An 18,560-nucleotide genomic window follows, 5' to 3' on the forward strand; every position below is an offset into this window, starting at 1 on the left:
GGCGACGATGGCGCTGTGCGCCGTGGCGCCGCCGCGAGCTGTGAGAATGCCGGCGACACGTGCCGGATCAAGCCGCGCGACGTCGGACGGACCGACTTCATCCATCACCAGAATGTACGGTTGCTCAGGCTCACTCGGCGTTTCAACACCGCACAGTCGCGCCAGCACCCGGCGACCAACGTCACGCAGGTCGGCAGCGCGTTCAGCCAGCAATGCGTCCTGCAGCGCTTCCTGTTGTTTTGCTGCAGCTTCGATCACCGCCATCCACGCCGCTTCCGCGCTTTCGCCCTGCTTGAGGCGGGTATCGACTTCATCGGTCAATTCCGGGTCGTCGAGCATCTCCTGATGCGTGATGAAAATCTCGCGAATCGCTTTGGCGGTGCTGCGTTCGATCAGCCCTTCGATGTCGCGTCGTACGTCCGCCAGCGCCTGCCGCAGACGCTCGCGCTCAATGGCCGCCGATTCACCGCGCAGCGGATATTCGATCACTTGCTGCACTTGAATATGCGCCGGGCCGATGGCGATGCCGGGGGCCGCGGGGATCGCTTGAACCAGGCTGCCGGGGGCCGGTGCGAGCAGTACTTCAGCGATATCCGCGAGCACTTCAGGCTGTTGACTGACAGCGGGCAATGGCTCGATTTCTTCGCCAAGGCCTTCTTCGATGGCAGCCAGCAAGGCCGGCAACGCATCGGCGGCAACGTTCGGTTCGGCAACGAACTCCAGCACCTGACCGCGACGGGCGCCAAGGCTGAGCAGTTTGCTCAGACTCTTCACCGACACCGCGCTGTCCTGACCGTCGACAATCCGCACGCGGATTTCGCCATCAAAACTTTTCGCCAGTTGCGCGAGGATCTTCGCCGGCCGCGCGTGCAAACCATGGGCATTGGCCAAGGCGATTCGCGCACTCGGCCAATCGACGGGCAATTCGCCGCCGAGCACTTCAAGGACTTTTCGGCTGCTGGTCGCTCGACCCAATTCGTGGCCGCGACCTTCGATCAGCAACGCGCACAAACGTTCGAGCAATGACTGATGCGCTTCACCCAGGCTGGCCAGGCAGAACAGACCGCTCAGCGGTTGGCCCAGGTAGCGCATCGGTTTATCTGGCGTAACGAAGGCCAGTCCAGGACGTTTTACCGTCTGCTCGCTGTGCAGCCACCACAAGCCGTCGCCCAGCGGCAGCGCTTCGACTTGTTGCAGCACGGCCGCAAAGCCATTGCTCACGCAATCGGCCTGGCGCAACAAACGGGCGCCGCGCCAGACCAGTTCTTCGAAGTCGTCAGCGGAAACGCCGAGGCCGATCATCTGCGCATCCAGCGCCAGTTCCTGCGGCGCGCCTTGCAGCAGTTTCAGCAGTGCTTCGGCAGAACCGGCACGGCGCAAAGCCTGACCCAGGTCAGTCTCGCCAAGGGCGCGGGTGAGCAGTTGCAAAAGTCTTAAGTGCTCGTCGGACTTGGCCGCGATGCCAATCGCCAGGTAGACGATCTGACCATCGCCCCAATCCACGCCCTCGGGAAACTGCATCAGGCGTACGCCGGTGGAAAACACCTGATCGCGGGTTTCAGGGGTACCGTGTGGGATGGCAATACCTTGCCCGAGAAAGGTCGAGCCCTGCACCTCGCGCGCTTGCAACCCGGCCAGGTAACCCTCGGCAACCAGGCCGTCGGCGACCAGATGTGCAGCCAGTAATTGCAGCGCGGCGGGCTTGTCCACGGCCGACTGACCCATGGATATCTGCTCTATGGTGAGCTCGAGCATGCGGTCTCCTTTTTGGCGCCTGATGACGCCAGGTATTGTTTTGACTGTTTCAGCTTAGGCGCTTGGGCTTCACTTTTGGCGGTTTCACGGCAGAACCGGCCAAATGCCCTTATTACCTCGAAAACGCGATAGCTGAAACGTTTAATCTAGAATGATTGGCACGTTACTCGATTATGTCCCATCCTTGAAGTCCAACTTGTCGGAAGCGTTGCGACGGTGGTCGTGTGCGTGAATCGGTTAGGATTGGCGAAAATATCGGGCAAGCTCGACAAAACAAGGAAACCCGAGTTGAAACTCAGTGATATCGCACAGTTGGCCGGCGTGTCCGTGACCACCGCCAGTTATGTCATCAACGGCAAGGCCCAGCAGCAGCGGATCAGCAGCGCCACTGTGGCGCGCGTGCGCGCGGTGGTCGAACAGCATGGCTTCACGCCCAACCCGCAAGCCGCCGGGTTGCGCAGTCGGCACACTCGCACGTTGGGCTTTATCCTGCCGGACCTGGAAAACCCGAGTTACGCGCGAATTGCCAAACTGCTGGAACAGGGCGCCCGGGCGCGTGGCTACCAGCTGCTGATCGCCAGCTCCGATGATGCACCAGACAGCGAACGGCAATTGCTGCAACTGTTTCGCGCTCGTCGCTGCGACGCGTTGATCGTCGCCAGTTGCCTGCCGGCTGACGATGACAGTTATCGTCAGTTGCAAGCCAAGGGCACGCCGATCATTGCCATCGACCGGGTCATGAAGCCTGAACATTTCTGCTCGGTGATCAGCGACGACCGTGAAGCCAGTCTGCAACTCACGCGCAGTCTGCTCGAGCCGCTGCCCAGGCAGATCGTCCTGATCGGTGCGCGGCCGGAACTGAGCATCAGTCAGGAACGCGCCGCAGGCTTCAGAGCGGCGCTGGCCGACTTCACCGGCGAAATCCTCATCGAGCACGCTGAATCCTTCAGTCGAGAGTGCGGCAAACAATTGATGGAAGAGTTGTTGCAACGCCTGGGTCATTTGCCGGATGCGTTGGTGACGACCTCCTACGTGCTGCTTCAGGGTGTGTTCGATGCCTTGCACGATTTTCCGCTGAAGAACCGCCCGCTGCGCCTCGGCACGTTCGGCGATACGCAGTTGCTGGATTTTCTGCCGCTGCCGGTCAATGCCATGGCCCAGCAGCATCAGTTGATCGCAGACAAAGCCCTGGACCTGGCCTTGGCCGCCATCGAGCAGTCCGACTATCAGCCCGGCGTGCACGCCATTGCGCGAACGTTCAAGCAGCGTATCCGTCAGGAGTAGACCGTGGAGCTGATCGACACCCACACGCATCTGGATTTTCCGGACTTCGATGCCGATCGCTCGGTGCTGCTCGCCGACAGTCGCGCCGTCGGTGTACGCAAGATCGTCGTGTTGGGCGTTCATCAGGGCAACTGGCAGCGGGTCTGGGAACTGGTCCAAAGCGATCCGGACCTGCATGCGGCGTTTGGTCTGCATCCGGTGTTTCTGGATGATCACCGGCCTGAACATTTGTCCGAACTCGCCGATTGGCTTACACGGCTTGCCGGCCACCGACAGCTGTGTGCGGTGGGCGAAATCGGGTTGGATTACTTCATCGAATCGCTTGATCGCGAGCGCCAGCAAACGTTATTCGAAGCGCAGCTGCAACTGGCGGCGGACTTCAATTTGCCGCCGTTGATTCATGTGCGGCGCAGCCATGCGGCCGTAGTTGCGACGCTCAAGCGTTTCAAGTTGAAACGCGCAGGCATCATCCACGCGTTCGCCGGCAGCAAGGAGGAAGCCCGCGAATACATCAAGCTGGGTTTCAAACTCGGCCTCGGCGGCGCCGCAACCTGGCCGCAGGCCCTGCGCATGCACCGCGTGCTGGGGGAATTGCCGCTGGATTCAGTGGTACTGGAAACCGACTCGCCGGACATGGCGCCGGTGATGTTCCCCGGCCAACGCAACAGCCCGGCGCATCTGCCGGCGATATGCACCGCGCTGGCGGGGATCATGGCGGTGAGCCCCGAGCAGTTGGCGGCGGCGAGTACCGCCAATGCCTGTGAGGTGTTCAACTGGTAACTTGCTGCCCTCACACAAATCCTGTGGGAGCGAGCCTGCTCGTGATGAGGCTATAACAATCAGCTTCTGTGTCGACTGTTATACCGCTATCGCGAGCAGGCTCGCTCCCACAAGGAAACGGGTACCAGCATCACACCCGAAACGCACTGATCAGCTGTTTCAACTCCACCACCTGCACCGACAACGCCCGGCTGGCATCTTCGGTCTGGTGCGCGCCTTCAGCCGTGCGCTCGCCGGCGCGGTTAATCTCGACGATGTTCTGGTCAATGTCATGCGCCACGGCGGTCTGCTGTTCCACCGCAGCGGCAATCTGCTGGTTCTGATCGACGATCATGCCGACAGCACCCAGAATGTTGTCCAGCGCCTGCTGGACCTTTTCCGATTGCCCGACGGTGCCGTTGGCCATTTGATGACTGCTGCCCATCGCTTTAACTGCCGCGCCGACACCGCTGTGCAGCTTGGCAATCATCTGCTCGATCTCTTCGGTCGATTGCTGCGTGCGTTTGGCCAGCGTGCGCACCTCGTCCGCCACGACCGCAAAACCTCGACCTTGCTCACCTGCGCGCGCCGCCTCGATTGCCGCATTCAGGGCCAACAGGTTGGTCTGTTCGGCGATGCTCTTGATCACTTCCAGCACGCGACTGATCGACTGGCTGTCGCTGGCCAGTTGATTGATCACCAGCACCGACTGATCGATTTCACTGGCCAGCGCGGCAATACTGCCCTGCTGCGATTCCACCAGCGTGCGACCGCTGAGGGTCTCGTCGTTGACACTGTGCGCGCTGCTGACGGCCGCAGCAGCACTGCGCGCCACCTCCAGCGAAGTGGCCGACATCTGATTCATCGCCGTAGCGACCTGCTCGATCTGCGAGCGCTGCCCCGCCACTGCCTGATTACTTTGCGAGGAGACGCTCTCGACCTGCCCGGCCTGACGCTCGACCTCCTCTACGGTCTGCCCCACCCGCTCGATCAGGTCGTGAATTTTCTTCACGGTGCCATTGAACACCTCGCCCAACTCGCCGAGTTCGTCACGGCTGTTAGCGCTGAACGTCACCGTCATGTCGCCCGCCGCGACCTTGTCCATCACTGCGCCAAGACGCTTGAGGGTGGTGCGGGTCGACGCGTAGAAGCCGCCGTAAAGATAGAAAATCAGCACGAACACTGCCGACAAGGCGACGGCCTGCAGGATCATATGCGTACGGTTCTGCTCCAGCCGTTGCTGCAATTGGGTGCCGAGAAATTTCAGAGTGGCTTCGTTAAGCTGATAGGTCTGATCCATCAGGCCGGTGACCTGATCGTAAAAGGATTGCCACGGTGCATCCAGCGTATCGGCCATCACCACTTGTTCTTCGAACAGGTCACTGGCCAGTTTCAGCGACGCCTGGCTGCCTTGCGCCGTGGCACTTAAATTCTCGCGCGCCGCGTTGCTTGAGCCCAGCGCATCCTGCAACTTCAGACCGTACTCGGCCTGCAGCTTCTCGATTTGCGCCATCAATTCATCGAAACGGGTACTCGAAGACGAGTTGAGAAAGCCTTGGCCCAGGGAATAGGAGCCCATTGCGCGACCATCGCCCAAGGTTTGGGTAATCGCCGGCGTGATGTGGGTGATCAGTTCGCTGAGCTGGCGCATGTCGCTTTGGTTATCGCGGCTCAAACCGGCCTGACTGGCAATGATCTGTCCGAATATCTGCGCGTTGCCCAGCAGCTTGCCGATCAGCGCGCTCTTGCTTTGCAGGGAGTTTTCAGTTTGCTGAGCCTTGAACGCGCTGATCATCTCATCGCGCTTGGCATCGAAAACAGTGACCTGCTCCGGATCGGTGGTCATGGCCGTCAACCCTTCAAGCCGCGCCAGCACACTTTGCTCGAGGCTGCCGATTTGCGCCTCGACGTTACTGGCCTTGCCGGCCTGGCCAAGGTAGACGTTGATCTGCACCAGATTGTTGAGGGTCTCCAGATCACGCCGCAGGGTCAGGCTGCTGCCCAGCAGGTCAAGGCTCTGCAGTTCGACCTGGGTGCCCTGGAGTTCGCGATACGAATCGCGCACCAGATAGAAGTTGGTAACCAGCATCGGGATGAGGAAAAGCAAGCTGATAAGGCTGAACTTCATGCCGAAGCTCAGGCGATTCATCAGCGCAACGGCGGGATAGAGCAAGCTCTTCACTGGAAGTCTCCCTTTCTGATTTTTCTTGTTTTTATATGGCAGGCGCAGACCAGCGGCAGATAGCCACTAGTTTGCGTCAGCTCTGTATAGCTTAAATCGGCAGGGGGGTTTGTAACTTAAGGTTAACGGGGGGAGCGGGACTTGCAGCAGCTGCCGAAGACGGCGTTCGCTGCGTCGGGCTGGGGCCTCAGCAGAGGACGCAGCCTTCGGCAGCGGCTACAAGGGGCGGAGCTGCTTGCTGGTGTCGGCGATCAGGGCAGAACTGTCCACAGTGCGAAGCCGGCGTACCAGAGCACTGCCGCGCGCAATAGCAATTCCCAAAGGTTGTCGAGGCTGCTGATGCCATGCGGACCTACCATTGGAGCGGGAATTTCCCCAGCCGCCAGACCGACCTTCCCGATCAATTGAGCGGCGCTGATGTTCCAGTTCAGCACTTCGTGCAGCATCACCCGGCTAACCGCCACAAAGTTGCCCACCAGTGCGAAACTGGCGGCCAACAGACGCACCGGCACCCAGTCGAACGCATGCCGTAACTGCCCCGCACGTTCCACTACCGCCGGGTTTTGCCCATGTTCTTCGGCGAGCGCCAGCAGTCGATAGCTCAACGCCGCGACCGGCCCCAGTACGAAGTACCAGAAAATCACGGCAAAAAAGCTTTGATAACCCTCCCACAGCAGATGCCCCTGAACAGCCTCCAGTAATTGCTCACCACTGTCGGCATCGATCTTCAGGTCGCGCTCGGCCACGTGCGCGGCAGCTTGCAGGTCTTCACGGCGCCAGGCATCGCGAAACGGTCCGAGGCCGGCCAGCAGATCGCCGCGACCGAGACTGTAAATCACCACCAGCAAATGCACCGGCAATGCCAGAAGCCCATACGCCACCGGCTCCAGCACTACCAGCACCAGCCCCAGCAGCGCCACCGGCAGCAATACCACAATGGTCAGGATCAGCCAGGGACGCGGCGCCATGCGCGGGCTGGACTCAAGCTTATGCAGCTCGCGCACCCAACCACCATCACGTTGAATCCGATGGCGCAGGGCCGAGAATTTCTCGACCCAGACCGCCAGCAGCAACACCAGAAAACTCATTGTCCTTCCTCTTTTTCCTTTACAGCCTGTGCCAGAGCAGTGCGATAGCGAACCCAGTCGAACGCCGGCCCCGGATCAGTCTTGCGCCCGGGCGCGATGTCGCTGTGCCCGCAAATGCGCTGGGCGGTGATCGCCGGAAAGATCCTTTGCACCTGCACGGTCAACGCCGTCAGCGCAGCATATTGCGCATCGGTGAACGGCAGATCATCGGTGCCTTCGAGTTCGATGCCTATGGAAAAATCGTTACAGGTTTCCCGCCCCTCAAAGCACGAAACGCCGGCATGCCAGGCGCGCTCAAGACAAGAGACAAACTGGGTGACGGTGCCGTCACGCTCTATCAGAAAATGCGCAGACACCCGCAGGTCAGCAATTCCCTCAAAGTAGGGATGCTCTGTGACATCCAGCCGGTTCTGGAAAAATTGCTGCACCTTGCCGGTTGCAAATTGCGCCGGTGGCAGGCTGATGTTGTGAATGACCAACAGCGAAATCTCGCCAGAGGGGCGCGCATTGAAGTTGGGTGAGGGGCAGGATTGCACGCCCTGACACCAACCGCTCGCGGGGTCCAACTGCATACAGGTTCCTTCAGCGACGACAATGGGGGCGCTCAGTATGCCGCTATAGTGCTCGACGGGCGATCACTAGCCGCGATCAAGACGGCGCAGGTTGCCGATGACCGACTCCAGCGCGCGATCGAACAGTAACGTATCAGCCAGTATTCGCACCGCGCCTCGCTGAAAGTCGTGCGCCAGCTCGATACGGCTGCGCTCGAGAACTTTCAGACCGGTGCGGTTGACGAAAATGTGCTTGCCCGTGGCTTCGATGATCGCGGTGAGTTTGCAACGCAGCTTATATTCCTCGTCTTCCTCGATCTCAACCCAACAACCCAATGTCAGCTGATCGACCTGCAACAGGCTGGCATCATCGCCCGGCAGCCTGGGCAACGCCTCGCCAGCTTCAGCGCTCTGCAGGACGACTTCCTCACGCACTTCAACCATTGCCGCATCGGCCGCTCGCACAAGAGTCAACGGTTGGTCCGCGCGTTCGAACAGCTGCAGATGTAAGGTCTCCAGGTCGCTGAAAAACTCACCGGTCGCAAACGGGTCGAACGCCGAGGCGTTCAAGCCATCACGCAGCGATTTCAGCAGGCCAGGAACCAGCGCCAGTAACCGCAACTTCGCATCGGGCTCATCGTGGCGCTGCACACTCCAGATCAATTGCTGCATGGTCTGGACATCAGCGTGCCACTCGGTCGAGTGATCGCCATGCTTGAGGCACGTCAGCAACAACACCTGCCCCCAAGCCTCCTGCACAAACGTCACAACCCGTTGCGGCAACACCTTGCCCAGCAGGGCCTGATTCACTGCCAGGCGAATGCGCTGACGGGCCAGTTCGGTTTTCGCGCGACCTTCTTCGGCGTCACGGGTTCGCTGCTCCAGGAGCTCGCTGCGACGGCTTTCGTCGCTGGTGAAAGCAAGAAAATCTGCCAGCAGCCCGGCGAAAATCGCCGGGTCATCGACGAAGTCGTTCAACAAGCGCTGCACGACCTGATCGACGCGCATGTACAGGCTGTCGCGCGCATGATCATCGCATTCACCCCAGCCCTTCGCGGCTTCCGCGATCTCATTCAGCAAGCGCCGCGCCGGGTGGCTGCTGCGACTGAAAAAGCTTTTATCGAGGACGGCGACCTTCAGCATCGGGATCTGCAAGCGCGCGATCTGCGCCTTGAGCGAGTCTGGCAGGTTGCGGTCATCGAGAATGCAGTCGAACAACATCGCGATCAGATTGATGACGTCCTCGTCCGCCCCGGCAACCACACGCGATGTGCCGGTCTTGACGCTGACCCGAGTCAGCAGCTGTTCGAGCTGATTGCGCAGGTCGAAATCATCCTGTGCCGCAGGCTCAGGCACGTACTGCTGCAAATGCGAGAGCATGCGCAGCAGGTCACGGGTTGAAATGGGATGCGCGGGGGCACTGGCTTCCAGAGTGGGCGCCACACTGCCGCGCACGTGAGACAACAGTGCCTGCAGGGCGGTAAACGCTGCCTGAACGCTGCTGTCGAGCGGCATGCTGGCCGCCTGGTTGGCGTTCACTGACCCGCTACGGACACTGACTGCGCAGAGATCACTGACACGACTCGCCGGAGCCGGCTGGAGGCCGGGCAGGATGCCGTGATTCATCAGTAATTGATTCACCTGCGAGTACAGCAGATCAGCGTCGCTGAGCACATACCGCTCGAAGAGCTTAAGGATGACCAGCTTGACCTTGATCTCAACGCCAAGCGTCTGGGCGGCCTGCACAAAATACTCACAGATCATCGCCGGCCCAATCGGGTTACGCTCAGCAATGAGTTTCTGGCCTGACAGCATGCTCAAGCGGGCAGTCAACTGGTCAAGCGCATAACCGTCGCGGTTCATTACTTTGACGACCATCGCCTCCACCGCCACCGTTCGCTCAAGGTCATCACTGGAACGCCCGCCCACTTCAACGGCCAGCGCAGCAGGCGTTTTGCTGAGCTTGTCCTGCGTCAGGCGAAGGAACGCCTCAAAGAGCTGCTCGAAAAAAAACCGTTCGATGCTTTTGCGTTTGAGGCGCAAATCCCGCATGGCCTCGAAAAAAATATTCTGGTCGACATCGTTGCGTGCCCGGTCGGCCATTTCGAACAGGGTGTCGTCGGCATTTTCGAAGAGTTGCTGGAGCCCCTGCCTGAGTTGCTGTGCCACCAAGTCACGAACCTGCAGCACAATCGCCGGCAGACGGGCAAGCGGGGACTCATCCGACTTCGCGGTTACAGCCTTGCGCAGGGGCACTACATTGCCGTCGTTATGCATCCAGGCCTCTGAACTGATGGTGCGGGAGTGGTCTTCTTTGACCGAGCATACAGCCTGTCAAAGTCATGACGTCAAATGTGAGGCAAATTATCGGCAAAAGACGTTACGTTTGCCAGTGCGCCCTGGACCCGTTTTGGCTCAGACGTTGGCTGGCGGGTGCAAGCTGGCGCCTGCCTTCCCGGAAAATCGACCAAATGCACCATTCAGAGCCATTTGAGGGGACCGCATGCCTTGGGTTGCTGCGCGCCATGCCCCTATAATCGGGCCACTTTGTTTGTGGAGTCCGTTATGCCGAACCTACGTCTCGCCGATTTGACTGCAGAAATCGAGGCCAACGTGCGCCGCGCGTTACTCGAAGACATTGGCAGCGGCGATATCACCGCGCAGCTGATCCCGACGGAACGCCTGGCCAAAGCCACCATCATCACTCGCGATGCCGCCGTAATTGCTGGCACGTCGTGGGTTGACGCGGTTTTTCGGCAGCTGGACCCGCGCGTCGCCGTGCACTGGCAAGTGCGCGACGGCGAACGCGTGAAGCCTGAGCAGGCTTTGTTTCACCTTGAAGGACCGGCTCGCTCGTTATTGACCGGCGAACGCTGTGCGTTGAATTTTCTCCAGTTGTTATCGGGCGTGGCCACGCGAGCTCAATACTTGGTGGATTTCGTCGCTGGAACTCAGGTCAAGCTGCTCGACACCCGCAAGACCCTCCCGGGGCTGCGTCTGGCGCAAAAATATGCAGTCACCTGCGGCGGGTGTCATAACCATCGCATCGGCCTGTACGACGCCTTCCTGATTAAGGAAAACCACATTGCCGCCTGTGGTGGCATTGCTGAAGCCGTGAATGCCGCACACAGGATCGCCCCGGGCAAACCGGTGGAAATCGAAGTGGAAAGTCTGGCAGAGCTGAAAGAGGCGCTGGCGGCGGGTGCCGACATCATCATGCTCGATGAACTCAGCCTCGACGATATGCGCGAAGCGGTTCGCTTGAACGGCGGCAAGGCAAAGCTGGAAGCCAGTGGCGGGATCAACGAAAGCACGCTGTTGCCGATCGCGGAAACCGGAGTGGACTACATTTCGATTGGCGCGATGACCAAGGATGTGAAGGCCGTAGACCTGTCGATGCGTCTTAGTGTCTGAGCAGCTATAAGCTATAAGCTATAAGCTATAAGCTACAAGCTACAAGCTACAAGCTACAAGCTACAAGCTACAAGCGGTGCTGCTTTGACTTGTAGCTTGCGGCTTGCGGCTTGAGGCGGCCCTTAAACGACGAGATTATTCATCTCGCAGTATTCTTCCCACTCGACGCCCAACACCTCGGCCGCCTCTTTGTGCAGCACCAGACGCGCTGCTTCGAACTCTTCGGGCGTCGAGGTGTACTTGAGCGTCAGCTCCCACGGCTGCAAGCTCTGGGATTCGGCTTCGTCCTCGAACGCCCACTGGATCTGATCTTTCTGATCGTCAGCGGGCAGGTCCTTGATTTCTTCAGCCAGCTGAGGCGACTCAAGCAAGTACTTTTTCAACGCTTCTTCGTGACGAGCTTCCTGGGTCAATTCTTTAACGGTCATGGCGTTCTCGCTGATCTGGGGAATGGAAGATGGATCTGGATCATCAAGGATCTCTCTGACGCAAATAACCGGGTGTAATCCGGTTTTTCCGGCCTTCAGAACCATTCGGGGATCATCTGAAAACAACGTGTCGCCTGGTGCCCGAGACAGGAATCGAACCTGCGACCTTCGCGTTACGAGTGCGCTGCTCTACCGGCTGAGCTACACGGGCAGTGGGCTAAACCTAGCACTGACTCAGGGGGCAGGCAACTTCACTTACCTTTAAAGCGAATCTTTTCCGGACACAAAAAAATGCCCCGCAGCTTTCACTACGGGGCATTTCTACAACGCTGAAGCGGTCAGGCGAAGTGCGTAATTAAACGCCCGAAGCCTTGGCCGCTGCCACGTCCTTGATGGACAGCTTGATACGGCCGCGGTTGTCCACGTCCAGTACCAGTACTTCCACTTCCTGGCCTTCTTTGAGGATGTCGGTCACTTTTTCAACGCGAGCGTCGCTCAGCATCGAGATGTGAACCAGGCCGTCCTTGCCAGGCAGGATGTTGACGAATGCGCCGAAGTCGACGATGCGCTCAACCTTGCCGACGTAGATCTTGCCGATTTCGGCTTCTGCGGTGATGCCCAGAACGCGCTGACGTGCTGCCTCAGCCGCTTCCTTGGTTTCGCCGAAGATCTTGATCGAGCCATCGTCTTCGATGTCGATCGAAGCCTTGGTCTCTTCACAGATCGCACGAATGGTCGCACCGCCTTTACCGATGACATCACGGATTTTATCGGTGTCGATTTTCATCGCGATCATGGTCGGAGCGTTTTCCGACAGTTCGGTGCGGGACTGACCAATGATCTGGTTCATCTGACCGAGGATATTCAGGCGCGCTTCCAGGGCTTGGCCCAGAGCGATTTCCATGATTTCTTCGGTGATGCCTTTGATCTTGATGTCCATCTGCAGCGCGGTAACACCTTTGGCGGTACCGGCTACTTTGAAGTCCATGTCGCCGAGGTGGTCTTCGTCACCGAGGATGTCGGTCAGGATGGCGAATTTCTCGCCTTCTTTAACCAGACCCATGGCGATACCGGCAACTGGTGCCTTCATCGGAACACCAGCGTCCATCAGGGCCAGGGAAGCGCCGCAGACCGAAGCCATGGAGCTCGAACCGTTGGACTCGGTGATTTCCGACACAACACGAATGGTGTACGGGAACACGTCGGCAGCAGGCAACATCGCCGCGATCGAACGACGGGCCAGACGGCCGTGACCGATTTCGCGACGACCAGCGCCACCCATGCGACCACACTCACCGACCGAGAACGGAGGGAAGTTGTAGTGCAGCATGAACGGGTCTTTCTTCTCGCCTTCCAGGGTGTCCAGCAGTTGTGCGTCACGGGCGGTGCCCAGAGTCGCGACTACCAGGGCCTGGGTCTCGCCACGGGTGAACAGGGCCGAACCGTGGGTCTTTGGCAAAACGCCAACTTCGATGTTCAACGGACGAACGGTCTTGGTGTCACGACCATCGATACGTGGCTTGCCGTTGACGATGTTTTCGCGAACGGTGCGGTATTCGATTTCGCCGAACGCTGCTTTGACTTCGCTAGCGGAAGGCTGGCCTTCTTCGCCGGAGAGCTTGGCAACAACCTGATCCTTCAACTCGCCCAGGCGAGCGTAACGGTCGGCCTTGACGGTGATGGCGTAAGCCTGGGAGATCGCGTCGCCGAACTCGGCACGGATAGCGCCCAGCAGTGCGGTGGCTTCTGGCTGTGGAGCCCAGGTCCAGGTCGGCTTGGCAGCTTCGGCAGCCAGTTCTTTAACGGCGTTGATCACCACCTGGAACTCGTCGTGAGCAAACAATACAGCGCCCAGCATCTGGTCTTCGGTCAGCTCTTTGGCTTCCGATTCAACCATCAGCACGGCTTCCGACGTACCGGCAACGACCATGTCCAGGCTCGATGCTTTCTGTTGTTCGTAAGTCGGGTTCAGCAGGTAACCGGTGCTTTCGTGGAACGCAACGCGGGCAGCGCCGATCGGACCATCAAAAGGAATGCCGGAGATAGCCAGGGCAGCCGAGGTACCGATCATCGCAGCGATGTCCGGATCGGTTTTCTTGCTGGTGGAAACGACGGTGCAGACGACCTGCACTTCGTTCATGAAGCCTTCCGGGAAAAGCGGACGGATCGGACGGTCGATCAGTCGGGAAGTCAGGGTTTCTTTCTCGGAAGGACGGCCTTCGCGCTTGAAGAAACCGCCAGGGATCTTACCGGCAGCGTAAGTCTTTTCCTGGTAGTGAACGGACAGAGGGAAGAAGCCTTTGCTCGGGTCAGCGGTTTTGGCGCCAACAACGGTCACCAACACGGTAACGTCATCATCAACGGTAACCAGCACTGCGCCGGAGGCTTGACGGGCGATACGGCCTGTCTCGAGGGTAACGGTCGACTGACCGAACTGGAATTTTTTGATAACCGGGTTCACGGTGTCCTACCTTCTTTGTGGCTCTTGGGGAACTTGTCTTCTTGCGAAATTCTTGGGCAATGCCGGGAGTCGGCCCAACGCCTGTCCAGGGTAAAACGTGTATCCAGATAAAACTTGAGGCTGGGAGCCTGCCATGCACCAGCGGGAAACCCGCTGATACACAGCAAACAACCAACCTCATAGCGCAATCGCTTATTAGCGACGCAGACCCAGGCGACCGATCAGAGCGCTGTAACGGCTCACGTCTTTGCCTTTCAGGTAGTCCAGCAGCTTGCGACGCTGGTTAACCATGCGGATCAGACCACGACGGGAGTGGTGATCTTTACCGTTGGCCTTGAAGTGACCTTGCAGTTTGTTGATGTTGTGGGTCAGCAGTGCAACTTGCACTTCTGGCGAACCAGTGTCACCAACAGCTTGCTGATAGTCAGCAACGATTTGAGCTTTTTCTTGAACGTCGAGAGCCATGAGGCAATCCTTTTATCAGGAAACTGTTTCAGAAAAACAGTTTCAACAGGCCAGGGACAAATCCCTGTATCTATAAATGAGAAGTGACCGTGCCTGTTGACAGCCACCCTCGCCAGCCTGCTTTGACACAGACTGGTTTCGGTCATTCCGACCGAATCAGTCGACGCGGCGCGATGCGCCCGTCTTCGCTCACTTCACCAATACCGATGAAGCGACCATTGTGATCCTGTACCCGTACCATGCCGAACTTTGGTGCATCCGGGGCGCGTACCGGCTGGCCGTTGAGCCAGTAGAACGAACTGTGCTCCGAGAACTGCAGCAGTGGCCAATCCAGCAGGCCGCTGTCCGATGGCATCAGGAAGCGATCAACCGCTTCGTTGCCGCCGTCGGCATGTACCGCTTCCAGCTCTTCAAGCGTGACCGTTTGCGCCAGGGTGAAAGGCCCGGCCTGGGTACGTCGCAGTTCAGCCACGTAAGCACCACAACCGAGTTGCTCACCGATATCCTCCACCAGGGTGCGGATATAGGTGCCTTTGCTGCAATCCACCGCCAGCCGCGCAGTATCACCTTCAAAAGCCAGCAATTCCAAGCGCGCAATAGTAACAGAACGCGGTTCGCGCTCCACTACTTCGCCTGCACGGGCCAGCTTGTACAGAGGCTGGCCATCACGCTTGAGTGCCGAGTACATCGGCGGTATCTGACTGATTTGCCCGCGAAAACCGGGCAGCACCGCTTCGACATCGGCGCGACCAACGGTCACCGGACGCTCCTGCAAAACCTCGCCTTCGGCATCTGCCGTAGTGGTGGTCTTGCCCAGTTGCGCCAGGGTTTCGTAACCCTTGTCGGAGTCGAGCAGGTATTGCGAGAACTTGGTGGCCTCGCCGAAGCACAGCGGCAACACACCGGTGGCCAGCGGATCGAGACTGCCGGTGTGCCCGGCCTTCTCGGCATTCAGCAGCCAGCGAACCTTCTGCAGCGCGGCGTTGGAGGTAAACCCCAGCGGCTTGTCGAGCAGAATGATGCCACTGACGTTACGACGGATACGTTTGACCTGAGCCACCGATTACTCCTTGGTGTCTTCGGCTTCAGCCGCTACCGGGCGCTGACCGTCTTCAGCGACCGCGCGCTCGATCAGGGCCGACAGGTGCGCGCCACGCACGACGCTTTCGTCGTAGTGGAAGTGCAACTGAGGAACGCTGCGCAACTTCATTTCGCGAGCCAACTGCATGCGCAGGAAACCGGCGGCGGAGTTGAGCACCTTGATGCTTTGCGCGATGTCCTCGGCACTGTCCTGCCCCATCACGGTGATGAAAATCTTGGCGTGACCGACGTCACGGCTGACTTCAACAGCGGTAATGGTGACCAGGCCGACGCGCGGGTCTTTGACTTCACGACGGATCAGCTGTGCCAGCTCACGCTGCATCTGATCGCCGATACGTTGGGTACGGCTGTATTCTTTTGCCATGTCTTGTTACCTGTTACTGCCCGACGGTGAAAGCCGAAGGGTCTGAAAGCGGCAAACGCCCGGCCTGACAAAAGCCAGACCGGGCGTTGCGTTTAGAGTCCTGACAGGGCGCCGCACATTTTCATGCAGCGGCCCCGAGTGGCCCTTGAAGTGCGCGAGTTAGAGGCTGCGAGCAACCTGAACCTTCTCGTAGACTTCGATCTTGTCGCCAGGTTTGACGTCGTTGTAGCTCTTGACGCCGATACCGCATTCCATGCCGGCACGTACTTCTGCAGCGTCATCCTTGAAGCGGCGCAGGGATTCCAGCTCGCCTTCGAAGATAACGATGTCTTCACGCAGTACACGGATTGGACGGTTACGGTGAACAACACCTTCGATAACCATGCAACCGGCAATCGCGCCGAATTTCGGCGAGCGGAATACGTCACGCACTTCAGCGATACCCAGGATATTCTCCCGAACGTCGCTGCCAAGCATGCCGGTGAGGGCTTTCTTGACGTCTTCGATGATGTCGTAGATGACGTTGTAGTAACGCATGTCCAGGCCTTCCTGCTCGACGATCTTCCGTGCGCCAGCATCGGCACGCACGTTGAAGCCGAACAGTACAGCGTTGGAAGCCAGTGCCAGGTTAGCGTCGGACTCGGTGATACCACCGACGCCGCCGCCCACTACACGCACTTGCACTTCGTCGTTACCCAGGCCGTTCAAGGCGCCGTTCAACGCTTCGAGGGAACCACGGACGTCAGATTTGAGGACGATGTTGAGCGTCTTCTTCTCTGCCTGACCCATGTTTTCGAAGATGTTTTCCAGCTTGCCGGCGTGAGCGCGAGCCAGTTTGACTTCGCGGAACTTGCCTTGACGGAACAGAGCCACTTCACGGGCTTTCTTCTCGTCCGACAGCACGCTCATCTCGTCGCCAGCGTCCGGAGTACCGTCCAGGCCGAGAATCTCGACAGGGATGGAAGGACCGGCTTCCTTGATCGGCTTGCCGTTCTCGTCGAGCATGGCACGTACACGGCCATAGTTCGAACCGACCAGTACCATGTCGCCTTGGCGCAGGGTACCGTCTTGAACCAGAACGGTTGCAACCGGGCCACGACCTTTGTCGAGACGCGATTCAACCACGACGCCACGGCCAGGAGCCGAAGGAGTCGCTTTCAGTTCAAGCACTTCAGCCTGCAGCAGGACAGCTTCGAGCAACTCGTCCACGCCAGTACCGACTTTCGCCGAAACCGATACGAACGGAGTGTCGCCGCCCCACTCTTCCGAAGTCACGCCGTGAACCGACAGTTCGCTACGGATGCGATCGAGATCAGCGCCCGGCTTGTCGATTTTGTTCACTGCAACAACCAGTGGAACACCGGCAGCCTTGGCGTGCTGGACAGCTTCAATGGTCTGCGGCATTACGCCGTCATCCGCTGCAACTACCAGGATCACGATATCGGTCGCCTTGGCACCACGAGCACGCATTGCGGTAAACGCGGCGTGACCCGGGGTATCAAGGAATGTGACCATGCCGCGTTCGGTTTCAACGTGGTATGCACCGATGTGCTGGGTGATACCGCCGGCTTCGCCAGCAGCTACCTTGGCACGACGAATGTAGTCGAGCAGCGAAGTCTTACCATGGTCGACGTGGCCCATTACGGTCACAACCGGAGCACGGGAGAACGTCTCACCTTCAAACTTCAGGGACTCGGCCAGGGAATCTTCCAGAGCGGTGTCGCTGACCAGGGTCACTTTGTGGCCCAGTTCTTCGGCTACCAGCTGAGCAGTTTCCTGATCAAGCACCTGGTTGATGGTCGCTGGAGTACCCAGTTTGAACATGAACTTGATGATTTCAGCCGCCTTGACCGACATCTGATTGGCGAGATCGCCAACAGTGATGGTCTCGCCGATCTGCACATCACGCACGACAGGGCCGGTTGGGCTCTGGAAACCGTGGGCATTGCGCTTCTTCAGCTTGGCCTTGCCGCGACCACCACGACGGAAGCCATCGCTTTCTTCGTCGGTAGTACGTGGGGCAACGCGTGGCGCAGGCGCTTTCTCTTTGACCGAAGCACGATGCGGAGCGTTTTTACGCTCGCCGTCACCACCACCGCTGCGACGATTGTTATCGTCTGCACGTGGTTTGTCCGGACGGCGCTGTTCGTTCTGCTTGTTACGAACATCTGCAGAAGGCGCTGGCGCAGCGGTCACCGGTGCGCTTTCGCGTACTGGTTCGGCAACTGCAGCCGGTGCAGCAACAGCGTCGTTAGTCGCGGTTTGCGCAGTAGCAGGCTGGCGACGCGCTTCTTCTTCGGCGCGACGCTTGGCTTCTTCTTCAGCCTTCTGGCGGGCAGCATTTTCTACTGCACGACGTTCATCCAGTTCGCGTTTGCGTTCGGCTTCAATTTCTTCCGGGCTGCGCTGTACGAAAACTTTCTTCTTGCGGACTTCAACGCTGATGCTTTTGCTGCCAGCAACACGCAGGGTGCTGGTGGTTTTACGCTGCAGCGTGATCTTGCGTGGTTCTTCCACTTTCGCCTTGTGGCTGCTTTTCAAGTGAGTCAGCAAAGATTGCTTCTCACTGTCAGTCACATTTTCTTCGGCGGCGGTGTGCGGCAGACCTGCCTCACGCATCTGCTGCAACAGGCGCTCTACCGGTGTTTTGACCTCATCGGCCAGTTGTTTCACCGTGACTTGCGTCATGCACTTCTCTCCTCAGGCCG

The 18,560-nt window shown here is 59.0% G+C and carries 14 protein-coding genes, 1 tRNA gene and 1 pseudogene; 3 read left to right on the forward strand and 13 right to left on the reverse strand.

Annotated features, from left to right (window positions below):
- Nucleotides 1-1,755 (reverse strand): fused PTS fructose transporter subunit IIA/HPr protein (gene fruB, locus F8N12_RS11255; RefSeq protein WP_150580503.1); only part of this gene is annotated, 1,755 nt, incomplete at its 3' end.
- A gap of 288 nt (nt 1,756-2,043) precedes the next feature.
- Here fruB and cra point away from each other — a divergent pair.
- Both cra and F8N12_RS11265 read left to right on the forward strand, forming a co-directional pair.
- Complete coding sequence (cra, locus tag F8N12_RS11260; RefSeq protein ID WP_150580504.1) at nt 2,044-3,039, forward strand: catabolite repressor/activator; 996 nt, start codon at nt 2,044-2,046, stop codon at nt 3,037-3,039.
- A gap of 3 nt (nt 3,040-3,042) precedes the next feature.
- Nucleotides 3,043-3,819: a TatD family hydrolase gene (locus F8N12_RS11265; protein WP_150580505.1), complete on the forward strand. Its 777-nt coding sequence runs from the start codon at nt 3,043-3,045 to the stop codon at nt 3,817-3,819.
- 130 nt (nt 3,820-3,949) lie between these two features.
- Here the strand turns inward: F8N12_RS11265 and F8N12_RS28240 are convergent, their stop codons facing one another.
- The 5 genes and pseudogenes from F8N12_RS28240 to F8N12_RS11285 form a co-directional block, all read right to left on the reverse strand.
- The gene (locus tag F8N12_RS28240) at nt 3,950-4,663 is read right to left on the reverse strand and encodes a methyl-accepting chemotaxis protein (RefSeq protein WP_412072145.1); all 714 of its coding nucleotides are present in this window, start codon (nt 4,661-4,663) and stop codon (nt 3,950-3,952) included.
- Between the two features lie 144 nt (nt 4,664-4,807).
- Nucleotides 4,808-5,947 (reverse strand): annotated as a pseudogene (locus F8N12_RS28245) (HAMP domain-containing protein); the annotation flags it as partial.
- A gap of 284 nt (nt 5,948-6,231) precedes the next feature.
- A complete protein-coding gene (gene ampE / locus F8N12_RS11275) occupies nt 6,232-7,068 on the reverse strand; it encodes a regulatory signaling modulator protein AmpE (protein WP_150580507.1) in 837 nt (278 codons plus the stop codon).
- Nucleotides 7,065-7,640 carry a 1,6-anhydro-N-acetylmuramyl-L-alanine amidase AmpD gene (gene ampD / locus F8N12_RS11280; RefSeq protein ID WP_150580508.1) on the reverse strand — a complete coding sequence of 192 codons (576 nt, stop codon included), beginning with the start codon at nt 7,638-7,640 and terminating at the stop codon, nt 7,065-7,067. The genes ampE and ampD overlap by 4 nt, the downstream gene beginning before the upstream one ends.
- A gap of 66 nt (nt 7,641-7,706) precedes the next feature.
- Nucleotides 7,707-9,896: a DUF1631 domain-containing protein gene (locus tag F8N12_RS11285; RefSeq protein WP_150580509.1), complete on the reverse strand. Its 2,190-nt coding sequence runs from the start codon at nt 9,894-9,896 to the stop codon at nt 7,707-7,709.
- A 288-nt stretch (nt 9,897-10,184) separates the two neighbouring features.
- Between F8N12_RS11285 and nadC the strand changes: the two genes are divergently transcribed.
- Nucleotides 10,185-11,033, forward strand: coding sequence for a carboxylating nicotinate-nucleotide diphosphorylase (gene nadC, locus F8N12_RS11290; RefSeq protein ID WP_150580510.1), 849 nt, complete (start codon nt 10,185-10,187; stop codon nt 11,031-11,033).
- A gap of 122 nt (nt 11,034-11,155) precedes the next feature.
- Here nadC and F8N12_RS11295 read toward each other — a convergent pair whose 3' ends face one another.
- From F8N12_RS11295 to infB, 7 genes are all read right to left on the reverse strand, one after another.
- The gene (locus F8N12_RS11295) at nt 11,156-11,461 is read right to left on the reverse strand and encodes a DUF6388 family protein (protein WP_150580511.1); all 306 of its coding nucleotides are present in this window, start codon (nt 11,459-11,461) and stop codon (nt 11,156-11,158) included.
- A gap of 135 nt (nt 11,462-11,596) precedes the next feature.
- Nucleotides 11,597-11,672 (reverse strand) — tRNA-Thr (locus F8N12_RS11300).
- Between the two features lie 144 nt (nt 11,673-11,816).
- Nucleotides 11,817-13,922 carry a polyribonucleotide nucleotidyltransferase gene (pnp, locus tag F8N12_RS11305; protein ID WP_150580512.1) on the reverse strand — a complete coding sequence of 702 codons (2,106 nt, stop codon included), beginning with the start codon at nt 13,920-13,922 and terminating at the stop codon, nt 11,817-11,819.
- Nucleotides 13,923-14,117: 195 nt separating this feature from the next.
- Nucleotides 14,118-14,387 carry a 30S ribosomal protein S15 gene (gene rpsO / locus F8N12_RS11310; protein WP_028623136.1) on the reverse strand — a complete coding sequence of 90 codons (270 nt, stop codon included), beginning with the start codon at nt 14,385-14,387 and terminating at the stop codon, nt 14,118-14,120.
- Nucleotides 14,388-14,529: 142 nt separating this feature from the next.
- Nucleotides 14,530-15,447 carry a tRNA pseudouridine(55) synthase TruB gene (truB, locus tag F8N12_RS11315; RefSeq protein ID WP_150580513.1) on the reverse strand — a complete coding sequence of 306 codons (918 nt, stop codon included), beginning with the start codon at nt 15,445-15,447 and terminating at the stop codon, nt 14,530-14,532.
- Nucleotides 15,448-15,450: 3 nt separating this feature from the next.
- Entirely contained in the window at nt 15,451-15,852 is a 402-nt protein-coding gene (gene rbfA / locus F8N12_RS11320) for a 30S ribosome-binding factor RbfA (protein ID WP_150580514.1), read from the reverse strand.
- Nucleotides 15,853-16,011: 159 nt separating this feature from the next.
- Nucleotides 16,012-18,540 (reverse strand): translation initiation factor IF-2, encoded by a 2,529-nt coding sequence (gene infB / locus F8N12_RS11325; protein ID WP_150580515.1) that lies wholly within the window; start codon nt 18,538-18,540, stop codon nt 16,012-16,014.
- Nucleotides 18,541-18,560 lie beyond the last annotated feature (20 nt).

Source organism: Pseudomonas fluorescens (genome assembly GCF_902497625.1).
In the GTDB taxonomy this organism is placed as follows: Bacteria; Pseudomonadota; Gammaproteobacteria; order Pseudomonadales; family Pseudomonadaceae; genus Aquipseudomonas; species Aquipseudomonas fluorescens_BQ.